Annotated in this window: 18 protein-coding genes; 7 read left to right on the forward strand and 11 right to left on the reverse strand. The window is 59.9% G+C overall.

All coding sequences use genetic code 11. The annotated features are described in order from the left end of the window. Positions 1–32: 32 nt before the first annotated feature. The 4 genes from WDN46_17885 to WDN46_17900 all read right to left on the reverse strand — a co-directional run bounded on the left by WDN46_17885 (position 33) and on the right by WDN46_17900 (position 4,072). Entirely contained in the window at positions 33–1,442 is a 1,410-nt protein-coding gene (locus tag WDN46_17885; GenBank protein MEJ0095198.1) for an ABC transporter substrate-binding protein, read from the reverse strand. Positions 1,443–1,492: 50 nt separating this feature from the next. Continuing rightward, positions 1,493–2,248 carry an ABC transporter permease gene (locus tag WDN46_17890; GenBank protein ID MEJ0095199.1) on the reverse strand — a complete coding sequence of 252 codons (756 nt, stop codon included), beginning with the start codon at positions 2,246–2,248 and terminating at the stop codon, positions 1,493–1,495. Between the two features lie 235 nt (positions 2,249–2,483). Next, positions 2,484–3,257, reverse strand: a complete 774-nt coding sequence (locus WDN46_17895; protein ID MEJ0095200.1) for a Crp/Fnr family transcriptional regulator — start codon at positions 3,255–3,257, stop codon at positions 2,484–2,486. Then, positions 3,254–4,072 carry an ABC transporter ATP-binding protein gene (locus WDN46_17900; GenBank protein ID MEJ0095201.1) on the reverse strand — a complete coding sequence of 273 codons (819 nt, stop codon included), beginning with the start codon at positions 4,070–4,072 and terminating at the stop codon, positions 3,254–3,256. The genes WDN46_17895 and WDN46_17900 overlap by 4 nt, the downstream gene beginning before the upstream one ends. 165 nt (positions 4,073–4,237) lie before the next feature. Here WDN46_17900 and WDN46_17905 point away from each other — a divergent pair, with 165 nt between their 5' ends. From WDN46_17905 to WDN46_17915, 3 genes are read left to right on the forward strand one after another with little or no spacing between them, the layout of a single operon-like run. After that, entirely contained in the window at positions 4,238–6,007 is a 1,770-nt protein-coding gene (locus WDN46_17905) for a fumarate reductase/succinate dehydrogenase flavoprotein subunit (protein ID MEJ0095202.1), read from the forward strand. Beyond that, positions 5,998–6,231, forward strand: coding sequence for a ferredoxin family protein (locus WDN46_17910; GenBank protein MEJ0095203.1), 234 nt, complete (start codon positions 5,998–6,000; stop codon positions 6,229–6,231). Before WDN46_17905 ends, WDN46_17910 begins: the two co-directional genes overlap by 10 nt. A gap of 1 nt (position 6,232) precedes the next feature. Continuing rightward, positions 6,233–7,240 (forward strand): HEAT repeat domain-containing protein, encoded by a 1,008-nt coding sequence (locus tag WDN46_17915; GenBank protein MEJ0095204.1) that lies wholly within the window; start codon positions 6,233–6,235, stop codon positions 7,238–7,240. Positions 7,241–7,446: 206 nt separating this feature from the next. Here WDN46_17915 and WDN46_17920 read toward each other — a convergent pair whose 3' ends face one another. Further along, positions 7,447–7,833: a hypothetical protein gene (locus WDN46_17920; protein MEJ0095205.1), complete on the reverse strand. Its 387-nt coding sequence runs from the start codon at positions 7,831–7,833 to the stop codon at positions 7,447–7,449. Positions 7,834–8,228: 395 nt separating this feature from the next. On the opposite strand from WDN46_17920, the gene WDN46_17925 reads away from it, so the two are divergent. Further along, the gene (locus WDN46_17925) at positions 8,229–9,602 is read left to right on the forward strand and encodes a hypothetical protein (protein ID MEJ0095206.1); all 1,374 of its coding nucleotides are present in this window, start codon (positions 8,229–8,231) and stop codon (positions 9,600–9,602) included. Here WDN46_17925 and WDN46_17930 read toward each other — a convergent pair. The 5 genes from WDN46_17930 to WDN46_17950 form a co-directional block, all read right to left on the reverse strand. Continuing rightward, a complete protein-coding gene (locus WDN46_17930; GenBank protein ID MEJ0095207.1) occupies positions 9,599–11,611 on the reverse strand; it encodes a hypothetical protein in 2,013 nt (670 codons plus the stop codon). The genes WDN46_17925 and WDN46_17930 overlap by 4 nt on opposite strands. Beyond that, positions 11,547–13,466, reverse strand: a complete 1,920-nt coding sequence (locus tag WDN46_17935) for a hypothetical protein (protein ID MEJ0095208.1) — start codon at positions 13,464–13,466, stop codon at positions 11,547–11,549. The genes WDN46_17930 and WDN46_17935 overlap by 65 nt, the downstream gene beginning before the upstream one ends. 111 nt (positions 13,467–13,577) lie before the next feature. Continuing rightward, positions 13,578–14,546, reverse strand: coding sequence for an ROK family protein (locus tag WDN46_17940; protein MEJ0095209.1), 969 nt, complete (start codon positions 14,544–14,546; stop codon positions 13,578–13,580). Between the two features lie 112 nt (positions 14,547–14,658). Continuing rightward, on the reverse strand, positions 14,659–15,201 hold the full coding sequence (locus WDN46_17945) for a DNA starvation/stationary phase protection protein (GenBank protein MEJ0095210.1): 543 nt from the start codon (positions 15,199–15,201) through the stop codon (positions 14,659–14,661). A 150-nt stretch (positions 15,202–15,351) separates the two neighbouring features. Beyond that, on the reverse strand, positions 15,352–16,422 hold the full coding sequence (locus WDN46_17950; GenBank protein MEJ0095211.1) for a DUF533 domain-containing protein: 1,071 nt from the start codon (positions 16,420–16,422) through the stop codon (positions 15,352–15,354). A gap of 177 nt (positions 16,423–16,599) precedes the next feature. Between WDN46_17950 and WDN46_17955 the strand changes: the two genes are divergently transcribed. Further along, positions 16,600–17,412: a DUF2189 domain-containing protein gene (locus tag WDN46_17955; protein ID MEJ0095212.1), complete on the forward strand. Its 813-nt coding sequence runs from the start codon at positions 16,600–16,602 to the stop codon at positions 17,410–17,412. A 39-nt stretch (positions 17,413–17,451) separates the two neighbouring features. Further along, positions 17,452–18,330, forward strand: coding sequence for an SHOCT domain-containing protein (locus WDN46_17960; GenBank protein ID MEJ0095213.1), 879 nt, complete (start codon positions 17,452–17,454; stop codon positions 18,328–18,330). Positions 18,331–18,363: 33 nt separating this feature from the next. Here WDN46_17960 and phaZ read toward each other — a convergent pair whose 3' ends face one another. Then, positions 18,364–19,581, reverse strand: coding sequence for a polyhydroxyalkanoate depolymerase (phaZ, locus tag WDN46_17965; protein ID MEJ0095214.1), 1,218 nt, complete (start codon positions 19,579–19,581; stop codon positions 18,364–18,366). Positions 19,582–19,729: 148 nt separating this feature from the next. Here phaZ and WDN46_17970 point away from each other — a divergent pair, with 148 nt between their 5' ends. Next, on the forward strand, positions 19,730–20,383 hold the full coding sequence (locus tag WDN46_17970) for a glutathione S-transferase (GenBank protein MEJ0095215.1): 654 nt from the start codon (positions 19,730–19,732) through the stop codon (positions 20,381–20,383). The last annotated feature ends 73 nt before the right edge of the window (positions 20,384–20,456 follow it).

Consider the following 20,456-nt stretch of genomic DNA (forward strand, 5'->3'; position numbering starts at 1 on the left):
CTATGAAGCTTAAGCGCCCGACGAAATAGGGGCTATTGCCCGGCAAGCGTTACCGATTCGGCGCCGCCAAAATCTTTCAGCTCACCGCCATGCGCCTTCGCCCAACCTTCCGCATCGCCCTTTAGCAGAAAAGCGTCGATTTCGCCTTTGGGGTTGACAACGAACCAGGCTTGCTCAGCTAACAGCTTGACGCCGCTGCCGCGGTCCTGTGCGTAAACGGCGACCGCAGACCGACCCTCTTTTTCAAGGCTGGCGAGCGCCTTCAACGCGCCTTCGATAGAGGCGTAATGGCGCACCAGCGGCTCGCCCTTCAACCATATCGCCGCGGCGCGCTTCGGATCCGTGATGGGCTTGCCGGTGTTCGCATTGTTCGCCTTCAGCGGCTCCGCCGCGTAATTGGCGAGCTGCGCGTCATAGTCGAGCCCAGACGCTTTAAAGGCTTCGCGAATATAGCGGTCGGTCACGAACGTTTCGATGTCGAGATCGGTATCGGCGCGCTTCAGGAGCTTCAGCGTTTCGATCGACGTCGCAACAGCTTTGCGATATTCCGGCTTCCAGGTGAGATCGCGCGTTTGCAGGCCAAGCGGCCCGTGGAAGAGATAATTTACGGGAGCGTCGACGCCGCTCACTTTGGCGATCAGCTCGCTGTATTTTTCCGGTTGCGCGGCTATCAACTGATTGGCTTCGATTGCCGCGCGCAGAACGGCGACGACGATTTCAGGATATTTCTCGGCATAGTCGGCATCGACCAGAAGACCGTGGAAGGTCGGCGCATTCGCTTGTGAACCATCGAAAATCTTGCGCGCGAAACCGCGGAAAGGAAACAGTTCGGCGAAGGGAACGAAATCGGCATGCGCGTCGATCTTATTGCTTTGCAGAGCGGAGCCGGCGACTTCCGGGGCCTGGGTTGCGATCTTGACATCCTTGTCGACGTCCCACCCCTGCGCTTCGATCGCGCGCAACAACATGCCGTGTGCGGTCGATGCGAAGGGTACGGAGATCGTCTTGCCTTTCAAATCGGCCAGCGACTGCGCGGTCGAATCTTTTGGAACCACAATGCCATTGCCGCTGCCTTTGAGACTGCCGGAGAGAACGCTGATGAAAAGGCTGCGCCGGCCAGCCTTTTTAAAGGCGACGCCATTGAGCGAGCCCGGGAAATCGGCCATCGCGCCAAAATCCAACTTGCCGGCGACCATTTCATTGGTCAGAGGCGCGCCGCTGGTGAAATTTTTCCATTCGATGTCATAGGTCGCGTCCTTATATTTTCCCTCATGAGGCAGATATTTCGGCAATAGATTCTCTTCGCGAATGACGAGGCCGCCAGCGGCGCAGTTGATCGTCGAATCCTGCGTGCCTATGGCGACGCGGATGGTCTCCGCTTGCGCCGCGCTGCAAAGACCGATGGCGGCCGATAGGGAAATCAACAGATGGAATAAACGCATGGAGGCACCTCGGAAAGAAGGGCGGAAACAGTATCGGCGCAATCGCCGCCTCACAGTGGTTTGTTGATGGAATGCCAAGGCGTCGCCCATGCGCCGAGGGCGCGGACAATGGCGCTGCTCGCCATGCCGAGGCCGCCGATAATCAGCATGCCGACGATGATGTCTGGATAATTTTGCAGCGTGTAGGCTTCCCAGGTGAAATAGCCGATGCCGAACTGGCCGGAGATCATCTCGGCTGTCACGAGACAGAACCAGGCGGTCCCCATGCCGATTGCGAGACCGGTGATGATGGAGGGGAGAGCGCCCGGCAGAACGACCTCGCGGAGAATAGCGCTCGCCCCGGCGCCGAGGCTGCGCGCAGAGGCGATCAGTCTTTGATCGACCGCTTCGACGCCATGAATGGTATTGAGAAGAATGGGAAAAAACGCGCCCGTGAACGTAATGAAGATCATCGAAAGTTCGGACGATGGAAACATAAGGACGGAGAGAGGAATCCAGGCAACCGCAGGAATTGGGCGGATCAGTTCGAGGGGCGCGAGGAAAATATCTTCGGCCCATTTCGAACGGGCGACTGCAAGGCCAAGCCCAATTCCCGCGACCGCCGCCGCGAGAAAGCCGGACAAGACCCGAAAGAGGCTGCTGGCAAGGTGCGCTAGCAGCTTGGGGGAGTGCAGAAGCGCCAATGCCGCGGCAAAAACGTCGGTCGGCGATGGCATGGTCGCGAATGTGACAAAGCCGAGATTCAAACGGTGAACGGCGGCGAATTGCCAGAGGATGATCGCCAAGGCGATCGAAGCAAACCGCAGCCGCCAACGCCGCGTCGCATCCGCGCGCGAACGCGGCGCGTCCTGCCGCCGGGGAGCATCGCGCCCTTCCGCCGCCGCCGCATCCGTCGATAGATTGACCACTTTGGCCTCAATGAGCAAGTTTCGAAGAGGAAGCGGCTTTCGCGCCGCCGTTGGAAAGAGTAGCCGGTCGGCCAAACCGATTTGCGCCAATTAATTGCGGCGATTTCGGCAAATCGCGCCGGGTCCAGCTCTGCTAAGGCGTGTGCCGGCGGTTCTCGCTCGCATCGCCGTCTCCGCAGCCGGCGAACCGCCGCAGTCTTTGCTCATCTCGCACGATAAATTGCGCCGGACGGACATCGATCATGCCCTGCGCGCAGAGGCGCTCCAGCGTCGTCGTCACCCATTGCCGGGTGGCGCCGACCATTTTTGCCAGATCTTCATGGGTCAGCGTGCGCGAAACGACAACGCCTTCCTTGCATCGCCGGCCATCGCGATCAGCCATCAGCACGAGCAATTGCGCGAGGCGTTCGGAAGCCGACCGCGTGCCGAGCATATGGATCATCGCCGAATAACATTTGCCTTTGTGCTCCAGCGCCTCGACAAGGGCGATTGCTAGATTTGGAATCTCGCGCATCAGGCGGCGCAATTCGGTGCCCCGAACATGGAGAACCTGAGTCGGCCGCATCGCCCTGCCGGACCACATATGCGGGCCGCCTCCGAAAATTTCGGGACCGCCGACGAAATTGCCGGGGGCCCAATAGGCCAGCGTGATCTCGCGCCCGGACGGCGACGCGTAATAGCTGCGGACTTCCCCGGCGAGGATGACGAACATGCCTTCATGCCGCTCGCCCTGCTGAAACACGTCCTCGCCCGCTCGAAACTGCAGCAAAGTGGAAACGGCGCGGAGACGACCGCTTTCCTCAAGCGTTAAACTGGCGAAAAGATTGGGCGCGCCGGCGTCGCGGTGGTCGCTCTCGCAAAGATAAAGCGACGGCCCACGCTCTTGGGCAGGTTCCGAACGGGTCATTGCTCTGCTCCCTGCGCATCGAAGGCGCGCTGGCTCTGTCGCCGGATGAGCCGCAGGCATTCCTGCTTGGCCTGCGCGAATGCCGGCAAGGCGAATACATCGTCAGGACGCGGGCGCGGCAGGTCAACGGCGAGATCGCGCAGAATGCGCGCCGGCGCGGCGCTGATCACCAGCACGCGATCGGCGAGAAACAAGGCTTCATCGACGTCGTGGGTAACGAAAATCACCGCCCCGCCCAGCTTTGCCCATAGCCGCAAAAGGCTTGCCTGCATCAAAGTGCGGGTCTGCGCGTCGAGCGCCCCAAAAGGCTCGTCCATCAACAGCACGCTTGGATGATTGACCAGCGCACGCGCTATGCCGACGCGCTGTTGCATGCCGCCGGACAATGTCGCGGGATATTTATCGGCAAAGGCGCCGAGGCCGACGAGCTCGATATGTTCACGGGCCCGTCGCCGCGCCGCCTCGCGCGTTTCCCCCTGCATGCGCGGCCCGAAAGCGACATTTTCAAGTACGGTCTTCCAGGGAAACAGGGAATATTGCTGAAACACCATGCCCCGGTCGGCGCCAGGGCCGCGCACGACGCGATCATCGACGATGATCTGGCCGGCGCTCGGCGTGACGAATCCCGCGATGGCGTTAAGAACAGTGGATTTGCCGCATCCGGAGGGACCGAGCAGACAGACGAATTCCCCCGGCGCAATGTCGAGATTGAAGCCGTCGACCGCCATTCTGTCGCCGAACGAGATTGAAAGGTCTTGGATCTGAACGCGACCTCGAGCCGGCGTCGCCGAAAGGTCCCCTGCGAGCGCAGTCATGCTTCCCTCTGGAGCGGTCTCAAGCCGCGAGCTTGAGTGGTTATTTATCTAGATCTAATCCAGTTATATTCTATAAATTTTATAAATTAAAGATGCATGGCAATTTGTTGCCTGACAAGCCGCGAGTCTGGGCGTCAGGGTGAGGCTGGACATTTGGAGGGCCCGATGGGCGAACTTGACGGCGAGGCCAACGAATTTGAGGCCGACGTGCTGGTGATCGGCGGCGGCACAGCCGGCCCGATGGCCGCCTATAAGGCCAAAGCTGCAAATCCGGCGCTGAAAGTCGTTCTGCTGGAAAAAGCCAACGTCAAACGCTCTGGCGCCATCGCCATCGGCATGGACGGCTTGAACAATGCCGTGGTGCCAGGCTTCGCGACGCCGGAGCAATATGTTCGCGAGATCACCATAGCCAATGACGGCATCGTCTATCAGAAGGCCGTTCTCGCCTATGCGGAGCGCTCTTTCGACATGATCCGCGAGCTCGACGAGTGGGGCGTCAAATTTCAGAAGGACGAGAACGGCGACTACGACGTCAAGAAAGTGCATCATCTCGGCGCCTATGTTCTGCCGATGCCCGATGGCGCCAATGTGAAGAAGATCCTTTACCGGCGGCTGCGGCAGGCGCGAGTGCTGATCTCCAACCGCTTCATGGCGACGCGGCTTCTGAAAGGCGAGGACGGAAGCATCGCCGGCGCAATAGCGGTGAACAGCCGCACAGCGGAAATTCTCGTCATTCGCGCCAAATCCGTCATTCTCGCGGCGGGCGCGGCCGGGCGTCTTGGTCTGCCGGCCTCAGGTTATCTCTGGGGCACGTATGAGAACCCGACCAATTCCGGCGACGGCTACGCCATGGCTTACCACGCCGGCGCAGAGCTCACGAATCTCGAATGCTTTCAGATCAATCCGCTCATCAAGGATTACAACGGCCCGGCCTGCGCTTATGTCGGCGGCCCGTTCGGCGCCTATACGGCCAATAGCGCGGGGGCCCGCTTCATCGACTGCGATTATTGGTCCGGGCAGATGATGCTCGAATTCTACAAAGAGCTGCAGGGCGGCAAAGGGCCGGTCTTTCTGAAATTCAATCATCTCGCGCCCGAAACCGTCGCCGAGATCGAGAGCATTCTACACAAGGTCGAGCGTCCCTCGCGCGGGATCTTTCATCAAGGCCGTGGCACGGACTATCGCAGCGACATGGTGGAAATGCATATTTCCGAGATTGGCCTCTGCTCCGGCCATAGCGCATCGGGCGTATTTGTCGACGAGCATGCGCGCACCACCGTTCCCGGTCTTTACGCGGCAGGCGATATGGCGAGCGTGCCGCATAATTACATGCTCGGCGCTTTCGTGAACGGCGCCATAGCCGGCGAGGATGCGTCGGCCTATGCCGCCGAGCGGCCCCTTCCCAACTATGACTATGGGCAGCTTGACGCCGAGCGGCAGCGCGTGCTGGCTCCGCTGAAGATCGAGGATGGACTGCCGGCAAATCAAGTCGAGTATAAGCTCAGGCGTTTCGTCAATGACTATCTGCAGCCGCCGAAAGTCACGCGCAAATATGAGATCGCTCAAGCGCGCTTTGCTGAAATTCGCGCCGATCTGCCTCGCCTAATGGCGCGTGATCCGCACGAACTGCTGCGAGCGTTGGAGGTTCACTCGATCCTCGATTGCGCCGACATGGCGGCGGCGGCCTCGCTCTATCGCACCGAAAGCCGCTGGGGCCTCTATCATTGGCGGCTCGACTATCCTGATCAGAACGACGCCGACTGGTTTTGCCATGTGCAGCTGTACAAGAACGCCGACGGCGAGATGGCTTGTCGCAAGCGGCCGGTCGACCCCTACGTCGTGCCGATCAACGCCCAGGAAAAGGACGCCTATCACCGCCTGCGCATCCCGGCCGACGGTCATCCGCAAGAGTTAGAGGTTCAGCCATGCCCATAGGCGAAAACGCGTCGAAGATGCCCGTCGAGATTGACGCCAACAAATGCATCGCGGATAAGGGATGCACGGTCTGCATTGACGTTTGCCCGCTCGACGTCTTGCAAATCAACCCGGCCAACGGCAAAGCCCATATGCGCTATGACGAATGCTGGTATTGCATGCCCTGCGCGCTGGATTGCCCGACCAAAGCCGTGACGGTTAATATCCCTTATTTACTACGATGAGATGATGGCGGATCAACCTTTCTTTGAGGATGTCGACGCGGATTTTGACGATCTCGCGCAACGCCTTTCGAGCGCGGACGCCGGGCTGCGCCGCGTTGCGGCGATGGAGCTTGCCGAGACGGCGGCCCCCGAGGCCGAGCCTCTGCTCATTACGGCTCTGTCTGATAGCGAGGCCAGCGTTCGACGCGAGGCCGCGCTTGGGCTGGAACAATTCGACGGGCTGGCCGCTGCCGCTGCGCTCGCCAAGGCGTTGCTCGATGCAGACGCGGGGGTGGCGCAGGCGGCGGCGCAAAGTCTCGCCGAATTAAAATCGCCGCAAGCGGCGCCGCCGCTGCTTGCGCTCGTCGGCCATCCGAGCGCCGAGGTGCGCATTGCGGTCTGGCGCGGCCTGCGCGATCTGCGCGCCGAACCGGCTCTCGTCCCTGCCCTTGCGGCGCTGCGCGACTTTGATGCGCGCGTGCGGCGCGAGGCCGTCAGCGTGCTCGGCTATCTCAAGAATGAAGCGGCGCTCCCGGCTCTGATCGAGGCGAGCCGCGATGAAGATCCTGAGGTGCGGCGGGCGGCGGTTTCCGCGCTGGCCTTTGCGCCGCAGGAAGCAACTACGCCAACTGTGCTGGCGCGGCTGTCGGATGACAATTGGCAGGTGCGCGAGAGCGCCGCCGTGGTTGCCGGCAGGGTCAGGGCGGCAGGCGCCGTTCGCGGCCTCATCGACCGTCTTTCCGATGAGTTCTGGCAGGTTCAGGGCAAAGCCGCTGCTGCGCTTGGCAAACTCAGATCGATCGAGTCAATTCCGGCTCTCGGAACGCTTCTCTCGTCGCCGATCAGCAATCTGCGCAAAGACGCGGTTGGAGCGCTCGGCGAAATCGGCCATCGCGATGCGCTTCCTTTTCTTGACAAGGCGCTGGAGGATGAAGATCCAGACGTCCGTAAGATCGCTCGCTGGGCGATTGGCCTCGTCCATGCCGCATCAGATGCTGACCGCCGCGAGCGCCCGCGTTTTGATAGTTAGGGCGAATGATTAGCGCTGCATCTTCGCGGCAATGTGAGCCGCCGAGCCGCTCGCAACAAAAGCCGCAACGATCACGCTTTCCAAGATGCTTCTAGCCATCATGTGCTCCTTCGCCTTCGTCGCTTTGTGAATGTCGGGGCAGACGCGTTGCGGCTTTAGAAAGACGCGGTGCGGGCTTCACATTCATTTGCAGCGACTCCAGGCGCCTATAAGGTCTTGGGTTCGCCAGAGCCGTGAAGCGAGCGGTAGTCGGCCAAATGTTTGGCTACTATTGCAGATCGGTCCAACGCGGCGGCGTAAGCTTCTTCGCGCTCAGTCAAGACGGCGGCGGGAGCGCGTTCGCTCTCGGCCTCGCGAAGATTGAGCGCAGCGGCTTCCACATCGTCCCAGGCATCTGCCGCCGCGGCCATCAAATCAGCCCTCCGACGCGCCGATCGCTCCTTCGCGAAATATCCGTACACGATCACGCCAAGAAACGCCGCAGGAAGCGAAACGAATATCGGAATGTCGAACCATATATCTGCAGCGGCGAGAGCGACGATCCACAACGCTATTCGCGCCGCCTCGCTCCTAACTAGTGCACGCGCATCCATCGGTCTCTCCTCAATGAAACCATTCGCATCATCTTCGTCCGGCGCGCTACGCCCGGCCTCAGGCGCAGGGGCTTTCTGCTATTTTTGATTGCGATGAACAATCCGATCAAGCTCCTTCGCACTTAGTTGCGACAAAGGCTTGTCATCGGCTGGCGCGCCGGAAGATGTCGACGGTTCGATTCCGTCGAGATCCGCCAAATTTTTTGGTAACATCAAATAGTTAGAGCCGGACCAAGCAGAAGCTTGGCTTAGCTCGCCGTGGGTCCGCGCGGCGATTGATTGCGCGGCATTGTAATCACCTCATTGGGTCATGACGGCATAATCTGACCCAGCTAAAAATCCAGCGCCTCTTCAACATGGCTTGCGCCGCCAAAATTCGAGAGCTCGAGCGACCGATGAAAACGCGCCATTTCACGATTGCGTTCGCCCTTTTGCTCATAGCTTTCCCCGTTGCGGGACTATGCGAGCCGGCGCATCCATGGCGCGGGAAGATCAATGGCTATGACGCCTATATCCCTGATCTGAATAAGCCAATCCGCGCAGCGATGATTAATAACGGCGTTCCTTTTTTGCTGGATGACGATCCAGATTGGCGCGCGGCGGCGATCAAATTCAACTGCATCCAGTTCGACATTTTACTGGACTACCGTCAACCCGACGCCGGCGCTGAGATGATCATCGCGACCCTGAACGCGGCTTCCCGGATTCTTGGGGATCATCCTGAGATCCAATATACCAGCGTCGTCCTATTTGGATTTTCCGTCGGCTCGGCCGCCGTCACGCTAACCGCCTCCAATCCGCGCCTCTCAAATCCCGACCCCGCGAAGCCCCCGCAGCGCGTGGCCGCCGTGATCGGGCTCGATGAACTGGATCAAGCGCCCTATCTTCCTCCGCTGACGACGCCGTATTTATTCCTTTCGAATCCAGGCGATAAATTTTCAGGCTTGCTGACCGATGTCGAGGACGCCTCGCCCGCCATTACGCATGATGCTTTCGCTCGCAACCGAGCCACCGCCGAGGGGGCGCCTTTGACCTTGATCAGCCAGGCCGGACATTGGCACGGGGGGTCGGATTACGGGATGAACAACAGGATCGATTACAAATTCGCCCGCGTCTGGCTTGAGGAGGTGCTCAAGCTGCGTCTGCCGCCGCAACCGCCAACCGAAGCGCCAGCCGTGATGCCCAATTGGCGAAACCATTCCGGCTGGCTCGGAACCTATGACGTTGTGAGCGACGCCGGCGCGCCGCCCTGGGGAAATGGCGAGCGCATGACCAACATCGTGATCGCACCGCGCGCGGACTATCGCGATCCCCGCCCCTATATCTGGCTGCCCAGTCAATACAGCGCTGAGGTCTGGCGGACCTACGCCAGCACTGGAACCATGCCGCCCATCACGCCCGAGCGGCCGATAACTCCCGTCAACGCTTTCGCCCGCACTCCCGGCGGAAAACTGTCCGGATCAAAGGATCAACCGATGCAGGTGGTTGCAGGAGCAAGACATGCGCCCGCGTCCGGTTCGGCGCCATGCCGCGTCGCCAACGACCTGACGCTGATAGTGACTTTCGATCGCGCGGTCGCTTCGGGCAAGGCCGCGATTGGAGCCGGAGCCGCAACCATCGCTGGCCCTCCGACTTTCTGGTCGAATACAATGGCGGTCAAACTGACTGACATCGCCGACGCCGGCAAACTGCGGATCGATCTGACCAATATCAAGTCCGAGAACGACGGCAGAGAGACGGAGGCGACCGTCTCTTGCGACAGGCGCTAATTCTGCGCTGGCGGCAAATAGCCCAACCCGATCATGTTGAGCTGCACGTCTTCATTATCACCCGCAGAAACAAGCATCAACTTATTGACCCCGCCCGTTTTCAAGTAGGGCGTAAGGTTGATCCGACTTCGCAATCCAAACGGATGCAGGAAACTATTATAATTGATCGGACGTCCGTTGATCACCACGGTTCTAAGCCATTGGACGTTTGAGGAAAGCTCGAGATAAATAGTTTGGCCTTTCCACTGCGCCGGAACCTCGAAGTCGCGGGTGAGATAGCGCCCCTTGATGCGCGCCAGCGAAGCCACGTCGACGGGCCCGTCTCCCTCCTTGGCGATGACGCGCCATCTGGACCTCAAATCCATCACAGCCTCCAAAGGCTGCCTGGCTTCGAGCCACACCGCTCCGCTGATACCCGAGAACTGGGGCTGTCCGGTCACCTTGACGGCCAATACGTTTTCGCCCGGATGAAGTTTGCCGCTGATGTCGTAATTCAGGGTCTGACTCCAACCTCTCGTTTTATAGTCGGCGACTGGAACGCCGTTGATGAAGAAGCGGCCGACATCGTAGACGATCGGCGTGTCGAAGCTATAGAGCGAGAGCAGGACCTGCTTGTTGCTCCAATCTGGAGGCAACACAAAGTTCCTCCGATAGAGACCGGCGCCTTGATAATCCGCCAGTGCGGGATCCAATAGGTTCCAGGGCCCAATTTCCATTGTCTTCCAGGAGCTGTCATCGAACTCCGGCTTCGTCCACCCATTCAGCAATCCGAGCTTGTTATCCGGATCGCTCTTAAAACTCCAAGCCTCGAAGTTCATGACGTCAGGATCGCCGCTAGTTGGCGCCGGGTAGGACGCCGCCTCGGCCGCGCGCTCTTCAGGCGTGCGCTTCCAGTAGAAAGTTTTCTCACGCCACCATGTCGGCAAAGCCCCAATGATGGTTCCCTTTCTTGCTCCGAACGCCTTGACGTCATAGGCCCCGAAGTTGACGTTCTTGATGAGGACGCCGCCGTTTTCCGCGGTGAACTCTACCGACGCATTGGTCTCTAAATCGAAAACTTGAGCGGGGGTTCTGTCCGTCTGCATCCAGACATCCGCCGTTCGACTGGCGCTGGCGCTGTTGACGGCGAGCAGCCACTCTTGCAGACCATTCTTCGTCTGCATTTTTCTCGCCCAAATTTCAGGCGCTGTTGCGTTTGCGTTTCTAGTCACTCCGCTGTCCGTCAGAAGCCGCTCGAGAAAAGCCCGCTCCAGCGCCTCCGAGGTGCGCCAGGCTCCCGCCAAATCCCTCCCCTGTCGCCAGAAGGCGCTGCCGAGGACAATGACGCGTCCCTTGCCGATTTGCCGGTATCCGACGGCCACGCCGCCATCGGCCCATCTCGCCAAGGCGACGCAGCCCTTGTCGGCGGATGAGAGATCCGGCCGCACGTTCGCCAGCTCCTGCGAACATTCAAGCGAGACGCCCGATCCCTCAAATTCCTTGCCTTCCCATTCCTTGAAAATTGGAAGATTGCGCCCAAAGATTATCTTGCCGTTCTTCCCCCCGATTGAAGGCCTGAAGCCCGTCAGCGAAGCGGCCGGAAACGAATTCGGATCGAGCGCTGTATGAACACCGGTGTTGTGCAAAGCCACGAAAACGCCGCCCGCCTCGACGTATTTTCGAATGGAGGCCACAATATCCGGCTCCATGTATTCGCTGCCGGAATCGATCAAGACTGGATAGCCGTCGATCAGGCCAGCCTTGAGCTCGCGCTCCCCAGCATAGCCATTGTCGTAATGGGCGCCCTGCAGCTCGCCTTGACCAAGATCCCAATGCGTCGGGGCGGGTACGCCGAGCAGCCTGCTTTCAGCCGAACGAAGCACGATGACCCCCGGCTTGCTGCGAAGATATTTGCCAAATAATTCGAGCAAGCGTCGATGCTTGGTGAACCAACCATTCTGTTTCTCAAGCTGAATGTAATCCTCGATGTCCCAATAAAATGTATGAGACGAATCGGCGTCGAACATCATCCAGCTGAGTTCGCGGTCCAGCGCGTCGCCGCGCGCCGTGGCGGATTCTTCGCCTGCTCCGTAAAATCCGGCTACGAGCCCCAGTCCCGGCCACCACGGGTGGTACCACGCTTCCCGGCCTGTATGCCACCGCCATTCCATAATCAGCCGCCAATGCCGTCGCATAATCGAAAAGCTGATGCGACGCCCCCGAAAGGATCAACGGACGATCGGGATCACGCTGCCGCACCAGCCGCAGCATGTTGCGATGATAGTCGTACATCGCAGACGCCTGCCATTGACGGAAATCTCTGTAGCGCGCGTTCAATCCGCGCCCGAGGTAAGGGACGCGCTTTGGCTCATGAACCGTGAGGAAAACCGGGCCGGCCAGCCTTCCATTGCTGGTTTCGCGGGATTTTTTCAGGCGCACGACCAATTCATTCGGTCCCGTCTTGAGCGCGCCGGTCACTCGCACGGCGAAAGGACCGTCTCTTGAGTCATCGTCCTCAGGCAAAGCGAGGGGAACGCCATTCAAACTGACGCGCGTTGCGTCATCGCCGACTCCGTCGCCTCCAAAGACCAGCCAGACATCCTGCTGGAGGCTTGAGGGTCTCGCTTCCCAGGCGCTGGCGTCGAAGGTCACGGAAAAGAAGCTGGCCTCGCTCGAGGGTAAAAGATCTTGCGTCTGGGACGGCGGCATTTCGACCGGGATCCAGCCGGGAGCGGCGATTGCAGGAGCATTATCTTCATCGGCGCGCGCCGCTCGCCATCGCCAGCCTTCCATAATTCGAAAACTATCGGGGCCGAGTTGACCAAAGAATTGGTTGGCGTCTGGGACCGTGATGTCCTCCCAGCGCGTGAATTTGCCGGGATCGCCGTACCAAGCGCGCCCGATCGACTCTAAAGAGTAATGTTGAACGTCGCGCAGCCAGTTCCGCCAGGAGATATTTCCATCGGCCGATTGGTCCCAGGATTGGGTCGGCCGATCATGGAAACCAAACTCAAGTCCTGGTGCGCCCGCAAACACGTACCACCCGCCTACCGCCGGCGAGCCGCGATAGCGTTCCATGGCGCGCCGGAGAAAGCCCAAATCGAGGTTGAGGCGCGCGTCCATTGGCGTCCCCCAGGATTCATAATGGGCTCCCGACATTCCAACGCCGCCCCAAGCGCCCAGCAATGTCGTGTCGGACGCCTTCATCATATGTTCTGGATAGCCTGAATATTCCCAGAAAGGCGCCTCGCCGCCGCCGCTCGGGCCTGGAACGACCATCCCTCCCTCTTGCTCCGCGCGCCGGACCTCATAATCGATGGGGCTCCATTGAACGACGCCTGGGGCCGGACTGTAAAAATGAGCCGAAGGGTCGAGAAAGGCTGTCCCGCCGCCGAAGATTTTCAGGAACGGCCAGCGCGAATCGAGACCTTGCCCCCCAAGGGAGCTCATAGGATGGACAAATGCCTTGAGCGCTCTGTTATCGTAAAAGTCTAGGAAGATCGGATATGGTTTTGCGGGACGACTGGCGACATCGGCCGCTCCCAACAGCGTCTCGCTCGCCGCCAAAGCGCCTGCTTCCTTTGCGTCGGGGGCGCCCAACGCCACTACGGCGTTCCCAGCCCGCGCGATGACCGCAGCGCCCTGCCCCGCCAGAGAATGGACTGTCAAGGAATTAGGCCCGACAACGACCGAGCTCTGAACATCGTTCAGGCTTTTGTCCCAAAACAGATCCGCGAGGAGTTTGCCAAGCAGGACATCGGCCTTTTCCGCACTCTCGCAGGTGAAGACCCCGCGGTTCGCTGTCAGCTCAGCCGAGACCTTCCCATAGCCGCGCAGCTCGACCGTCTCGGCCGCATGAACCCGAGGCCCAGCGACCAGTTGCATCGCCAACGCCGCGGACGCCGCAATCAAAATTCGAACGCTCGCCATTTTCAAATAGCCCGTTACTAATTTAGCGATCGGCCGCCTGACCCCATTCATGCTCTCTAACGGACGTTAGCACGCATCCGATTTTTCCGCCGGATTGGCCGGCGAAACTGATCGGGATTGCGCCCCGCCCGCATCCGGCTCAATTGGCCAAAGCCAAGCTGCGCCGCGCACGCCGCTGGAATCGCCATGGGCGGCGCGCAGCACCGGAGTGTCGACTCCATCCGAAAACGCATAGCGCGCGATCATGCCAGAAAGCCCCGCGTACAGCGGCATGATGTTGGAGAGGCCGCCGCCAAGGACAATGACATCTGGGTCAACGATGTTGATCACGGAGGCCAATCCGCGCGCCAAACGATCTTGGTAGAGAGCGAGACAGGCGAGCGCCTGAGCCTCGCCGGACGCCGCCGCGTTAGCGATGTCATGCGCCGCCAAATTCTCTCCCGTGCGGGTGAGATAATCCCGCGTCAGGCCCGCGCCGGACAGGAATGTTTCGATGCAGCCGGACTTGCCGCAATAACATGAGGCGCCCGGTCGCTCGTCATCCCGCGCCCAAGGCAAAGGATTATGTCCCCACTCTCCGCCAACTCTATTGCGCCCTGTGATGACCTTTCCGCCAATGACCAGCCCGCCGCCAACCCCTGTGCCGATGATGACGCCGAAGGTCGTTGACGCGCCCGCTGCGGCGCCATCGGCGGCCTCCGAAAGGGCGAAGCAATTGGCGTCATTTTCCAGCCGAACCGGCCGCCTAAGGACCGCCGCCAAATCCCGGTCGAGCGGTTTGCCGTTGAGGACCGTGCTATTCGCATTCTTGACGAGGCCCGTCTTGACGGAAATGGCCCCCGGCGCAGCGACGCCGACGCTGCCGCGGCGCCCCGTCTCGGCCTCGACGAAAGCCACAAGATCGGCGATGGCGGCTAAGGTCGCCGCGTAATCGCCGGCGGGCGTGGGCGTGCGATGGCGCAGCAGGATTGCGCCTTTCGCGTCGAGCGCAATTGCCTCGATTTTGGTTCCGCCGAGATCGATCCCGATCCGCATCTTCCGTCCAACCGCTCAGGGCCAAGCGCCGTCGGCCGCGCAAGACATCTCCTTAGCAAAAAAGGCCAGCGCTCGGCTGGCCTTTCTTGTCGTTTCTCAGAGTTTGATGAATCTAGTGTCCGGTCTGATCAGCGCCGCGGCTGGCCTCGAACAGGAACCATGTCCGGCGCTCCGACTCGTCAATATAAACTTCCAGGACGCTGGTGGTGGCCGAATCATTGTGACTGTCCGCGATTTCGTGCGCATGACGCAGCGACGCGGTAAAAGCCTTGTTGTCGGCGACCAATTCATCGAGCATCTGGGCAGGAGACACGAAGTCTGCGTCATTGTCCTTGATGCGGGACAGTTTGGCGACTTGGCCAACAGAGCGAAGCGTGCTCTGACCGAGCTTACGGGCGCGTTCGGCCAAGGGATCGATGGTGTTGAAAATCTGCTCGCCTTGATCGTCGAGCATCAAATGATAGTCGCGGAAATGCGGACCGCTCATATGCCAATGAAAGTTCTTGGTCTTGATATAGAGAGCGAATGAATCCGCGACCAGTTTGGTGAGTTCCGCGGCGATCGCCGCAGTCGCGTTCCCGCCCAGATCCGAGGGCGTATCCAACGCGCGCCGCGTCGTGTCATCGGTCCGGGTTGCCTTGCTTGGGTTTGCCATTCGTAAAATTCTCCGACTTGCCGCGCATTCACACAGCTTAAGGACCCTTAAACGCGGCTTGAGCTTAAGAGTTCCAGCCAAGCCGAGATTTCTCCGGCTTGGCTGCAATAATTTTGCGCGCACGGCCTCATGCGCAGGCGCAGAATTGTCTCAGTGCGCCGACGCAGTCAACGCCGAGGTCGTCGCATCGATATGCGCGACAAGAGCCGGATCGAGCGCCAGGGCTTGAGCGAGAGAGCCAAGGAATGCTTTCTCTTGTGGGCTATGGGCCATCAGATGCCCGGCTGCATACACCTGAAGAGCCAGATCCTTCGATGATCCGACAAAATCCGCGATGTCTCTGATCGTCGCCGGATTCTGGATCTCGGCGTCGAGGAAATGCGCCGCATCCGCTGGAAGCCCGGCGCCCTTCAATTCGCCGACGATCTGCGCCCGTTGGGCTGGATCAACAACGCCGTCAGAGGCGGCTGTGGCGATCATCGTCCGCACCAGCAGAGCCGCGCTCGCATTATCGTGCGACTGCTCGGAAAAGCCGGTGTTCTGCGGCGCCGCCGTCAATTGTTCGAGACCCGGCACGCCTTGCGTCAGAGGCTTGCCTTCTTGATAATTGCGCAACGCCTTATAGGCGATGCCGCCAATGGCGGCGAGACCGCCGAGCTTCACAAGCCCTCCGCCTGTGGCGCGACCGCCGGGAGTTGCGAGCAGCAGCGCCGCCAAGCCGCCGAGCGTCGCCAGCGTTCCTACGGGATTTTGTTCAACCAATTCTTTGGTTTTGCCGATATATTCGCTGGCCTGCGTGCCCTGAAGATGGGCTTGAGCCTGACCTAGCGCGCCGGAAACGGCCGCCGCAGTCTGATTGGCCGCATCCGTCGTCACCGCTTTGCCGCGATCGAGCGCGGCATTCAGATCTGAGGTCGCGGCGTCGCCTGCTTCTCCAAGTCGGCCGGCTGCTAGCAAGTCCAGAAGTTGCTTTGCGTCAAACATGCCTTCCTCCCAAATTCCGGGCGGGCCCCAGGACCCGCCAATGCCGACGCTCGCCCGTTTACGGATCGATTTCTGCAACGAAACGGCGAGGTCATCGTAGAGATCAAATGATACATTCCGACGACGCTTTCTAATGGTCGCCAGCATAATGCTCGCGCCATGATATTCCCCTTCTTTGTGTTCGGACGCAAGATTATCGGTCGAAATCGTAGCTGCCGCCAAGTTGAAGTCACTCATTGCGAAGGCGACGCAAGAAATAATGAGGAACATACGGCGAGAGCGACAACCTTAACCCGCGAGCGTATTATCTCTTTACGCAGGCAAAGTACGCAACAATCTATTTAAGGAGACGTAGACTTGGCTGGCGCCGCTCCGAAATCGACGCTGGCGAAATCGGCGCAGGAGGAAATATCCATGACGAGTTTTCATGTCATCGCCGGCAACAGCGCATCGCCGGCCTATCCGCTCATCCGCAAAATTGGGCTCACGGATCTCAATCAGGCGCTGACGAAAGGTTTTGACGATTTTCGGGCGATGCCCTCCCATCTCGCTTTCCTCTGCATCGTCTATGTCGTCATCGGCATCGCCCTTTACCCCCTCACGACGGTGGGAGGGAATGTTTTGCCGCTGCTGTTTCCATTGCTCTCGGGGTTTGCCCTGATCGGTCCTTTTGCGGCGATCGGATTATATGAGGTAAGCCGGCGGCGCGAACTCGGGCTGCCCTATTCGTGGCCTTACGCGTTTGATGTTTTGCGCTCGCCCGCGATCCCGTCGATCCTGGCGGTCGGCCTTTTGCTGATGGCGATTTTTCTTCTGTGGCTGGCGTCGGCGCAGTCGCTGTACGAGCGGTTGTTTGGCGATATGCCGCCAAAGTCGCTTCCTGCTTTCTTGACGGAAGTCACGACCACTCCCGAAGGACGCACGCTGATGATCCTTGGCTGCGCAATCGGCTTCGTCTTCGCTTTGACCACCTTGAGCGTTAGCGTAGTTTCCTTTCCGTTGCTTCTTGATCGGGATGTCGGCGCGGCGGTCGCCGTCCATACCTCCGTCCGCACTATGTTTTTGAACCCGGTCATGATGGCGCTGTGGGGGTTGATCGTCGCCGTCGCGTTGGCCTTCGGCATGTTGACGCTGTTCGTCGGGCTTGTGGTCGTAATTCCGATCCTCGGACACTCGACCTGGCATCTTTACCGACGCATCGTCGCGCCCGCCGCCGACCAACGCTGAATTTTGCCGTTAAGGCCTCCGACCACCGCGGAATATGTTATGCTCCGGCTCCGCCAGCCGGCGGTTCGCCCCCGCCTTCTCCTCGAGACCTTGATCATGCCGGAGCTCACGCGCCAAGGCCGCCAGATGATAGATAACGCGGCGCGACGCAATGGAATCGGCGGCGACGCCGCGCTAACCTTGCTGCGGGCGCTGGCGCTCGGCCACGGTTCGCAGGCCCAATTCAATCACCCTGATCTTGGCGGCATGGGACAATGGTCGCAGGGCGGCATGATCATGATTGGCGATATGTTCAATCAGGGCCTGAAACAGCGCGTTGACGCGCTCTGCCGCGAGCTTGCCGATATTTTGCGGAACGACGCCATCTTTGAGCGCGCTACAGGCGCTCATCAATCGCAAAGCCAAAGCGGCGGCGATGCAAATGTCAGCCTGTTCGTGCGGGAGCCGGGCGCATCGTCCCATAATTGGTGGCCTGACGGGCTGGGCAATCCCTCATCCACGGGCAGCCAAAACGACCTGCAATATGCCTGCTTTCCCGCCGCGCGCCGGCTGGCGATTCGTCAGGGCGGCCGCGTCAGTCTTTACGATACCGGCGAACATCAGATCAACGGCTTCTCGCAACAGCAAAGCGGCGACCAGTCGCTGACCTTCACGAGCCAGCGCGGCCTCGTCCGCATCGCTGAACTGACCTTAATAACGCCCGAGACAAATACTTCGCGGGCGGCCGACAACGATCCGCACCCGCAATCATCGCCATTTGTCGCCCCTGTTGAGCGCGCCGCCCGCGCCGCTCCGGCGGAGCCCGCGGCAGGCGATGTTTTCGCGATGATCGAACGCCTCGCGGACCTCCGCCAGAAAAACATTCTCAGCGAGGAGGAATTCGCCGCGAAAAAGACCGAGCTTTTGAGCCGTCTTTGAGGGACTCTCGACGGGCGAGGGATGTAGGCGGCTTCAGTTAGTCATCTGGATGATGTCCCGCACCTTCGGATAGATTTCATTGTTCCAACGGCGCCCGCTGAAGGTGCCGTAATGGCCGACGCCCGTCTGGACGTGGTGCGCCTTCATATACTGCCGCAGCCCTGTGCAAAGCTCTTGCGCGGCGAGCGTTTGTCCAAGGCCGCAGATATCGTCCCGCTCCCCTTCGATGGTCAGCAGCGCCGTGCGTTTAATGGCTGCGGGATTGACGGGCCGGCCGCGCACCTCAAGTTTGCCGAGCGGCAGAACTTGGTCTTGAAAAACCTTTTTCACCGTCTCGAGGTAAAATTCCGCCGGCAGATCCATGACCGAGAAATACTCTTCGTAGAAAGCCTTGATGAATTCATATTTCGGCAGATCATCTTCGGCATGCGCCTTCGCCATATCTTTGAAGGAGCGCATATGGCGCTCCGGATTCATGCTGACGAACGCCGCGAGCTGCGTGAAGCCTGGATAGACCTTTCGGCGGGCGCCCTTGTACGCATAAGGGACTACAGTCGTGAGATTGCTCTCGAACCAGCCGATCGGCTTTGTCTTGGCGAGCTCGTTGACCTTGGTCGGGTTGACGCGGGTGTCGATCGGCCCGGCCATCAGGATCATGCTGCGCGGCTGCGCCTCGTCGCCATCTTCGGCCATAAGGGCGGCGGCGGCGAGGACCGCGACGCAAGGCTGGCAAACCGCCATGACGTGCGATCCCGGCCCCATGACCTGCAAGAATTTGATGACATGATCGATGAAGGCATTGAAATCGAAACGGCCTTCGGCGAGCGGCACATCGCGAACGTTATGCCAGTCGGTAATATAGACGTCATGATCTACCAACGTCGTCTTGATCGTTGCGCGCAACAAGGTCGCGAAATGGCCTGACATCGGCGCGACGATCAGCAGCCTCGGCTGCGGCGCTTCGCCCTCTTTTTTGAAATGCAAAAGCGTCCCGAACGGCGTCGAATGCACGACTTCCTCCGTCACCGGCGCGATGCGATTGCCGAGCGTGACCCAATCAATGCCAAATGGAAGCCGCGTATGGGTAATCGCCAGATTGGCGAAGGCGTCCAGAACTCCGGCGAATTTACGGACTGGCGAGGCCAGCTCAAACATGGGCCAGGGCAGGCGCAGCGACGATCCGAGCGCCGCCGCCGCCGGACGAAGGAGACCGAGGATAGTCGCCTGCGCTCCATATGCTTGATACATCATTTGGTCGCACCCAGTTGGCAAAGAAAATTTGGCGGCGAGACGGGACGCCCGCCGTCGAACGGCACGCTATATGCTGGTCGTGCCGTTCCAGCTACGGTTGTTTTCCCCGTTCGCAAACGAGCCCGACGCAGACGCTAAGGGGTATTCATTGAGCGAAGCCATCCTTACGATCAGCAGCAAGAACTATTCCTCATGGTCCCTGCGGGGCTGGCTGCTGACCAAATTTTCCGGGCTTCCCTTCGTGGAGAAGATCATTTCGCCCGATGATCCGGCGATGCGCGCGGAACTTCTGCTGCTGTCGTCATCTTTCCTGGTGCCCTGCCTCAGCCATAACAGGATTAAAGTGTGGGACACCCTGGCGATCGGCGAATATCTGAATGAAATCAGACCTGAAGCTCATTTGCTGCCGGACGACCTCGAAAAGCGGACGCGCTGTCGCTCGATCAATGGAGAGATGCATTCCGGCTTTGGTCCCATGCGCTCGGCGCTGCCAATGAATTTGAAAGGCGATTTTCCAACTTTCAAAGTCTGGGCGCGGGCGCAATCAGATATCGATCGCATCGTCGCGATTTGGCGCGAGACCCTCGATCTTTACGGCGGCCCGTTCCTGCTGGGGGAACGTTCTATGGCCGATGCGATGTATGCGCCCGTCGTTACGCGATTTCTGACTTACCACGTGGCGCTGGACTCGCACTGTGCCGCTTATTGCAAGGAAATCATGGCCATGCCGGAGATGATCGAATGGACCGAAGCGGCCCGCCTCGAGCCGGAGGACATGGAGGAACTCGAGGTCGAATTTTGAGCATGATGACTGTTATTTCATCATCGCCTTCCCTTTGCGCCCGCATCGCTGCAGGCGTAAGATCCGCGCTGCG

Origin of the sequence: Methylocella sp. (genome assembly GCA_037200525.1) — a bacterium.
GTDB lineage: Bacteria > Pseudomonadota > Alphaproteobacteria > Rhizobiales > Beijerinckiaceae > Methylocapsa.

Coding starts and splice junctions, on each gene's coding strand:
- WDN46_17885 (MEJ0095198.1), bottom strand. CDS start 1,442: ATGCGTTTATTCCATCTGTTGATTTCCCTATCGGCCGCCATCGGTCTT.
- WDN46_17895 (MEJ0095200.1), bottom strand. CDS start 3,257: ATGACCCGTTCGGAACCTGCCCAAGAGCGTGGGCCGTCGCTTTATCTT.
- WDN46_17900 (MEJ0095201.1), bottom strand. CDS start 4,072: ATGACTGCGCTCGCAGGGGACCTTTCGGCGACGCCGGCTCGAGGTCGC.
- WDN46_17905 (MEJ0095202.1), top strand. CDS start 4,238: ATGGGCGAACTTGACGGCGAGGCCAACGAATTTGAGGCCGACGTGCTG.
- WDN46_17910 (MEJ0095203.1), top strand. CDS start 5,998: ATGCCCATAGGCGAAAACGCGTCGAAGATGCCCGTCGAGATTGACGCC.
- WDN46_17915 (MEJ0095204.1), top strand. CDS start 6,233: ATGATGGCGGATCAACCTTTCTTTGAGGATGTCGACGCGGATTTTGAC.
- WDN46_17920 (MEJ0095205.1), bottom strand. CDS start 7,833: ATGGATGCGCGTGCACTAGTTAGGAGCGAGGCGGCGCGAATAGCGTTG.
- WDN46_17925 (MEJ0095206.1), top strand. CDS start 8,229: ATGAAAACGCGCCATTTCACGATTGCGTTCGCCCTTTTGCTCATAGCT.
- WDN46_17930 (MEJ0095207.1), bottom strand. CDS start 11,611: ATGATGTTCGACGCCGATTCGTCTCATACATTTTATTGGGACATCGAG.
- WDN46_17935 (MEJ0095208.1), bottom strand. CDS start 13,466: ATGCAACTGGTCGCTGGGCCTCGGGTTCATGCGGCCGAGACGGTCGAG.
- WDN46_17940 (MEJ0095209.1), bottom strand. CDS start 14,546: ATGCGGATCGGGATCGATCTCGGCGGAACCAAAATCGAGGCAATTGCG.
- WDN46_17945 (MEJ0095210.1), bottom strand. CDS start 15,201: ATGGCAAACCCAAGCAAGGCAACCCGGACCGATGACACGACGCGGCGC.
- WDN46_17950 (MEJ0095211.1), bottom strand. CDS start 16,422: ATGAGTGACTTCAACTTGGCGGCAGCTACGATTTCGACCGATAATCTT.
- WDN46_17955 (MEJ0095212.1), top strand. CDS start 16,600: ATGACGAGTTTTCATGTCATCGCCGGCAACAGCGCATCGCCGGCCTAT.
- WDN46_17960 (MEJ0095213.1), top strand. CDS start 17,452: ATGCTCCGGCTCCGCCAGCCGGCGGTTCGCCCCCGCCTTCTCCTCGAG.
- phaZ (MEJ0095214.1), bottom strand. CDS start 19,581: ATGATGTATCAAGCATATGGAGCGCAGGCGACTATCCTCGGTCTCCTT.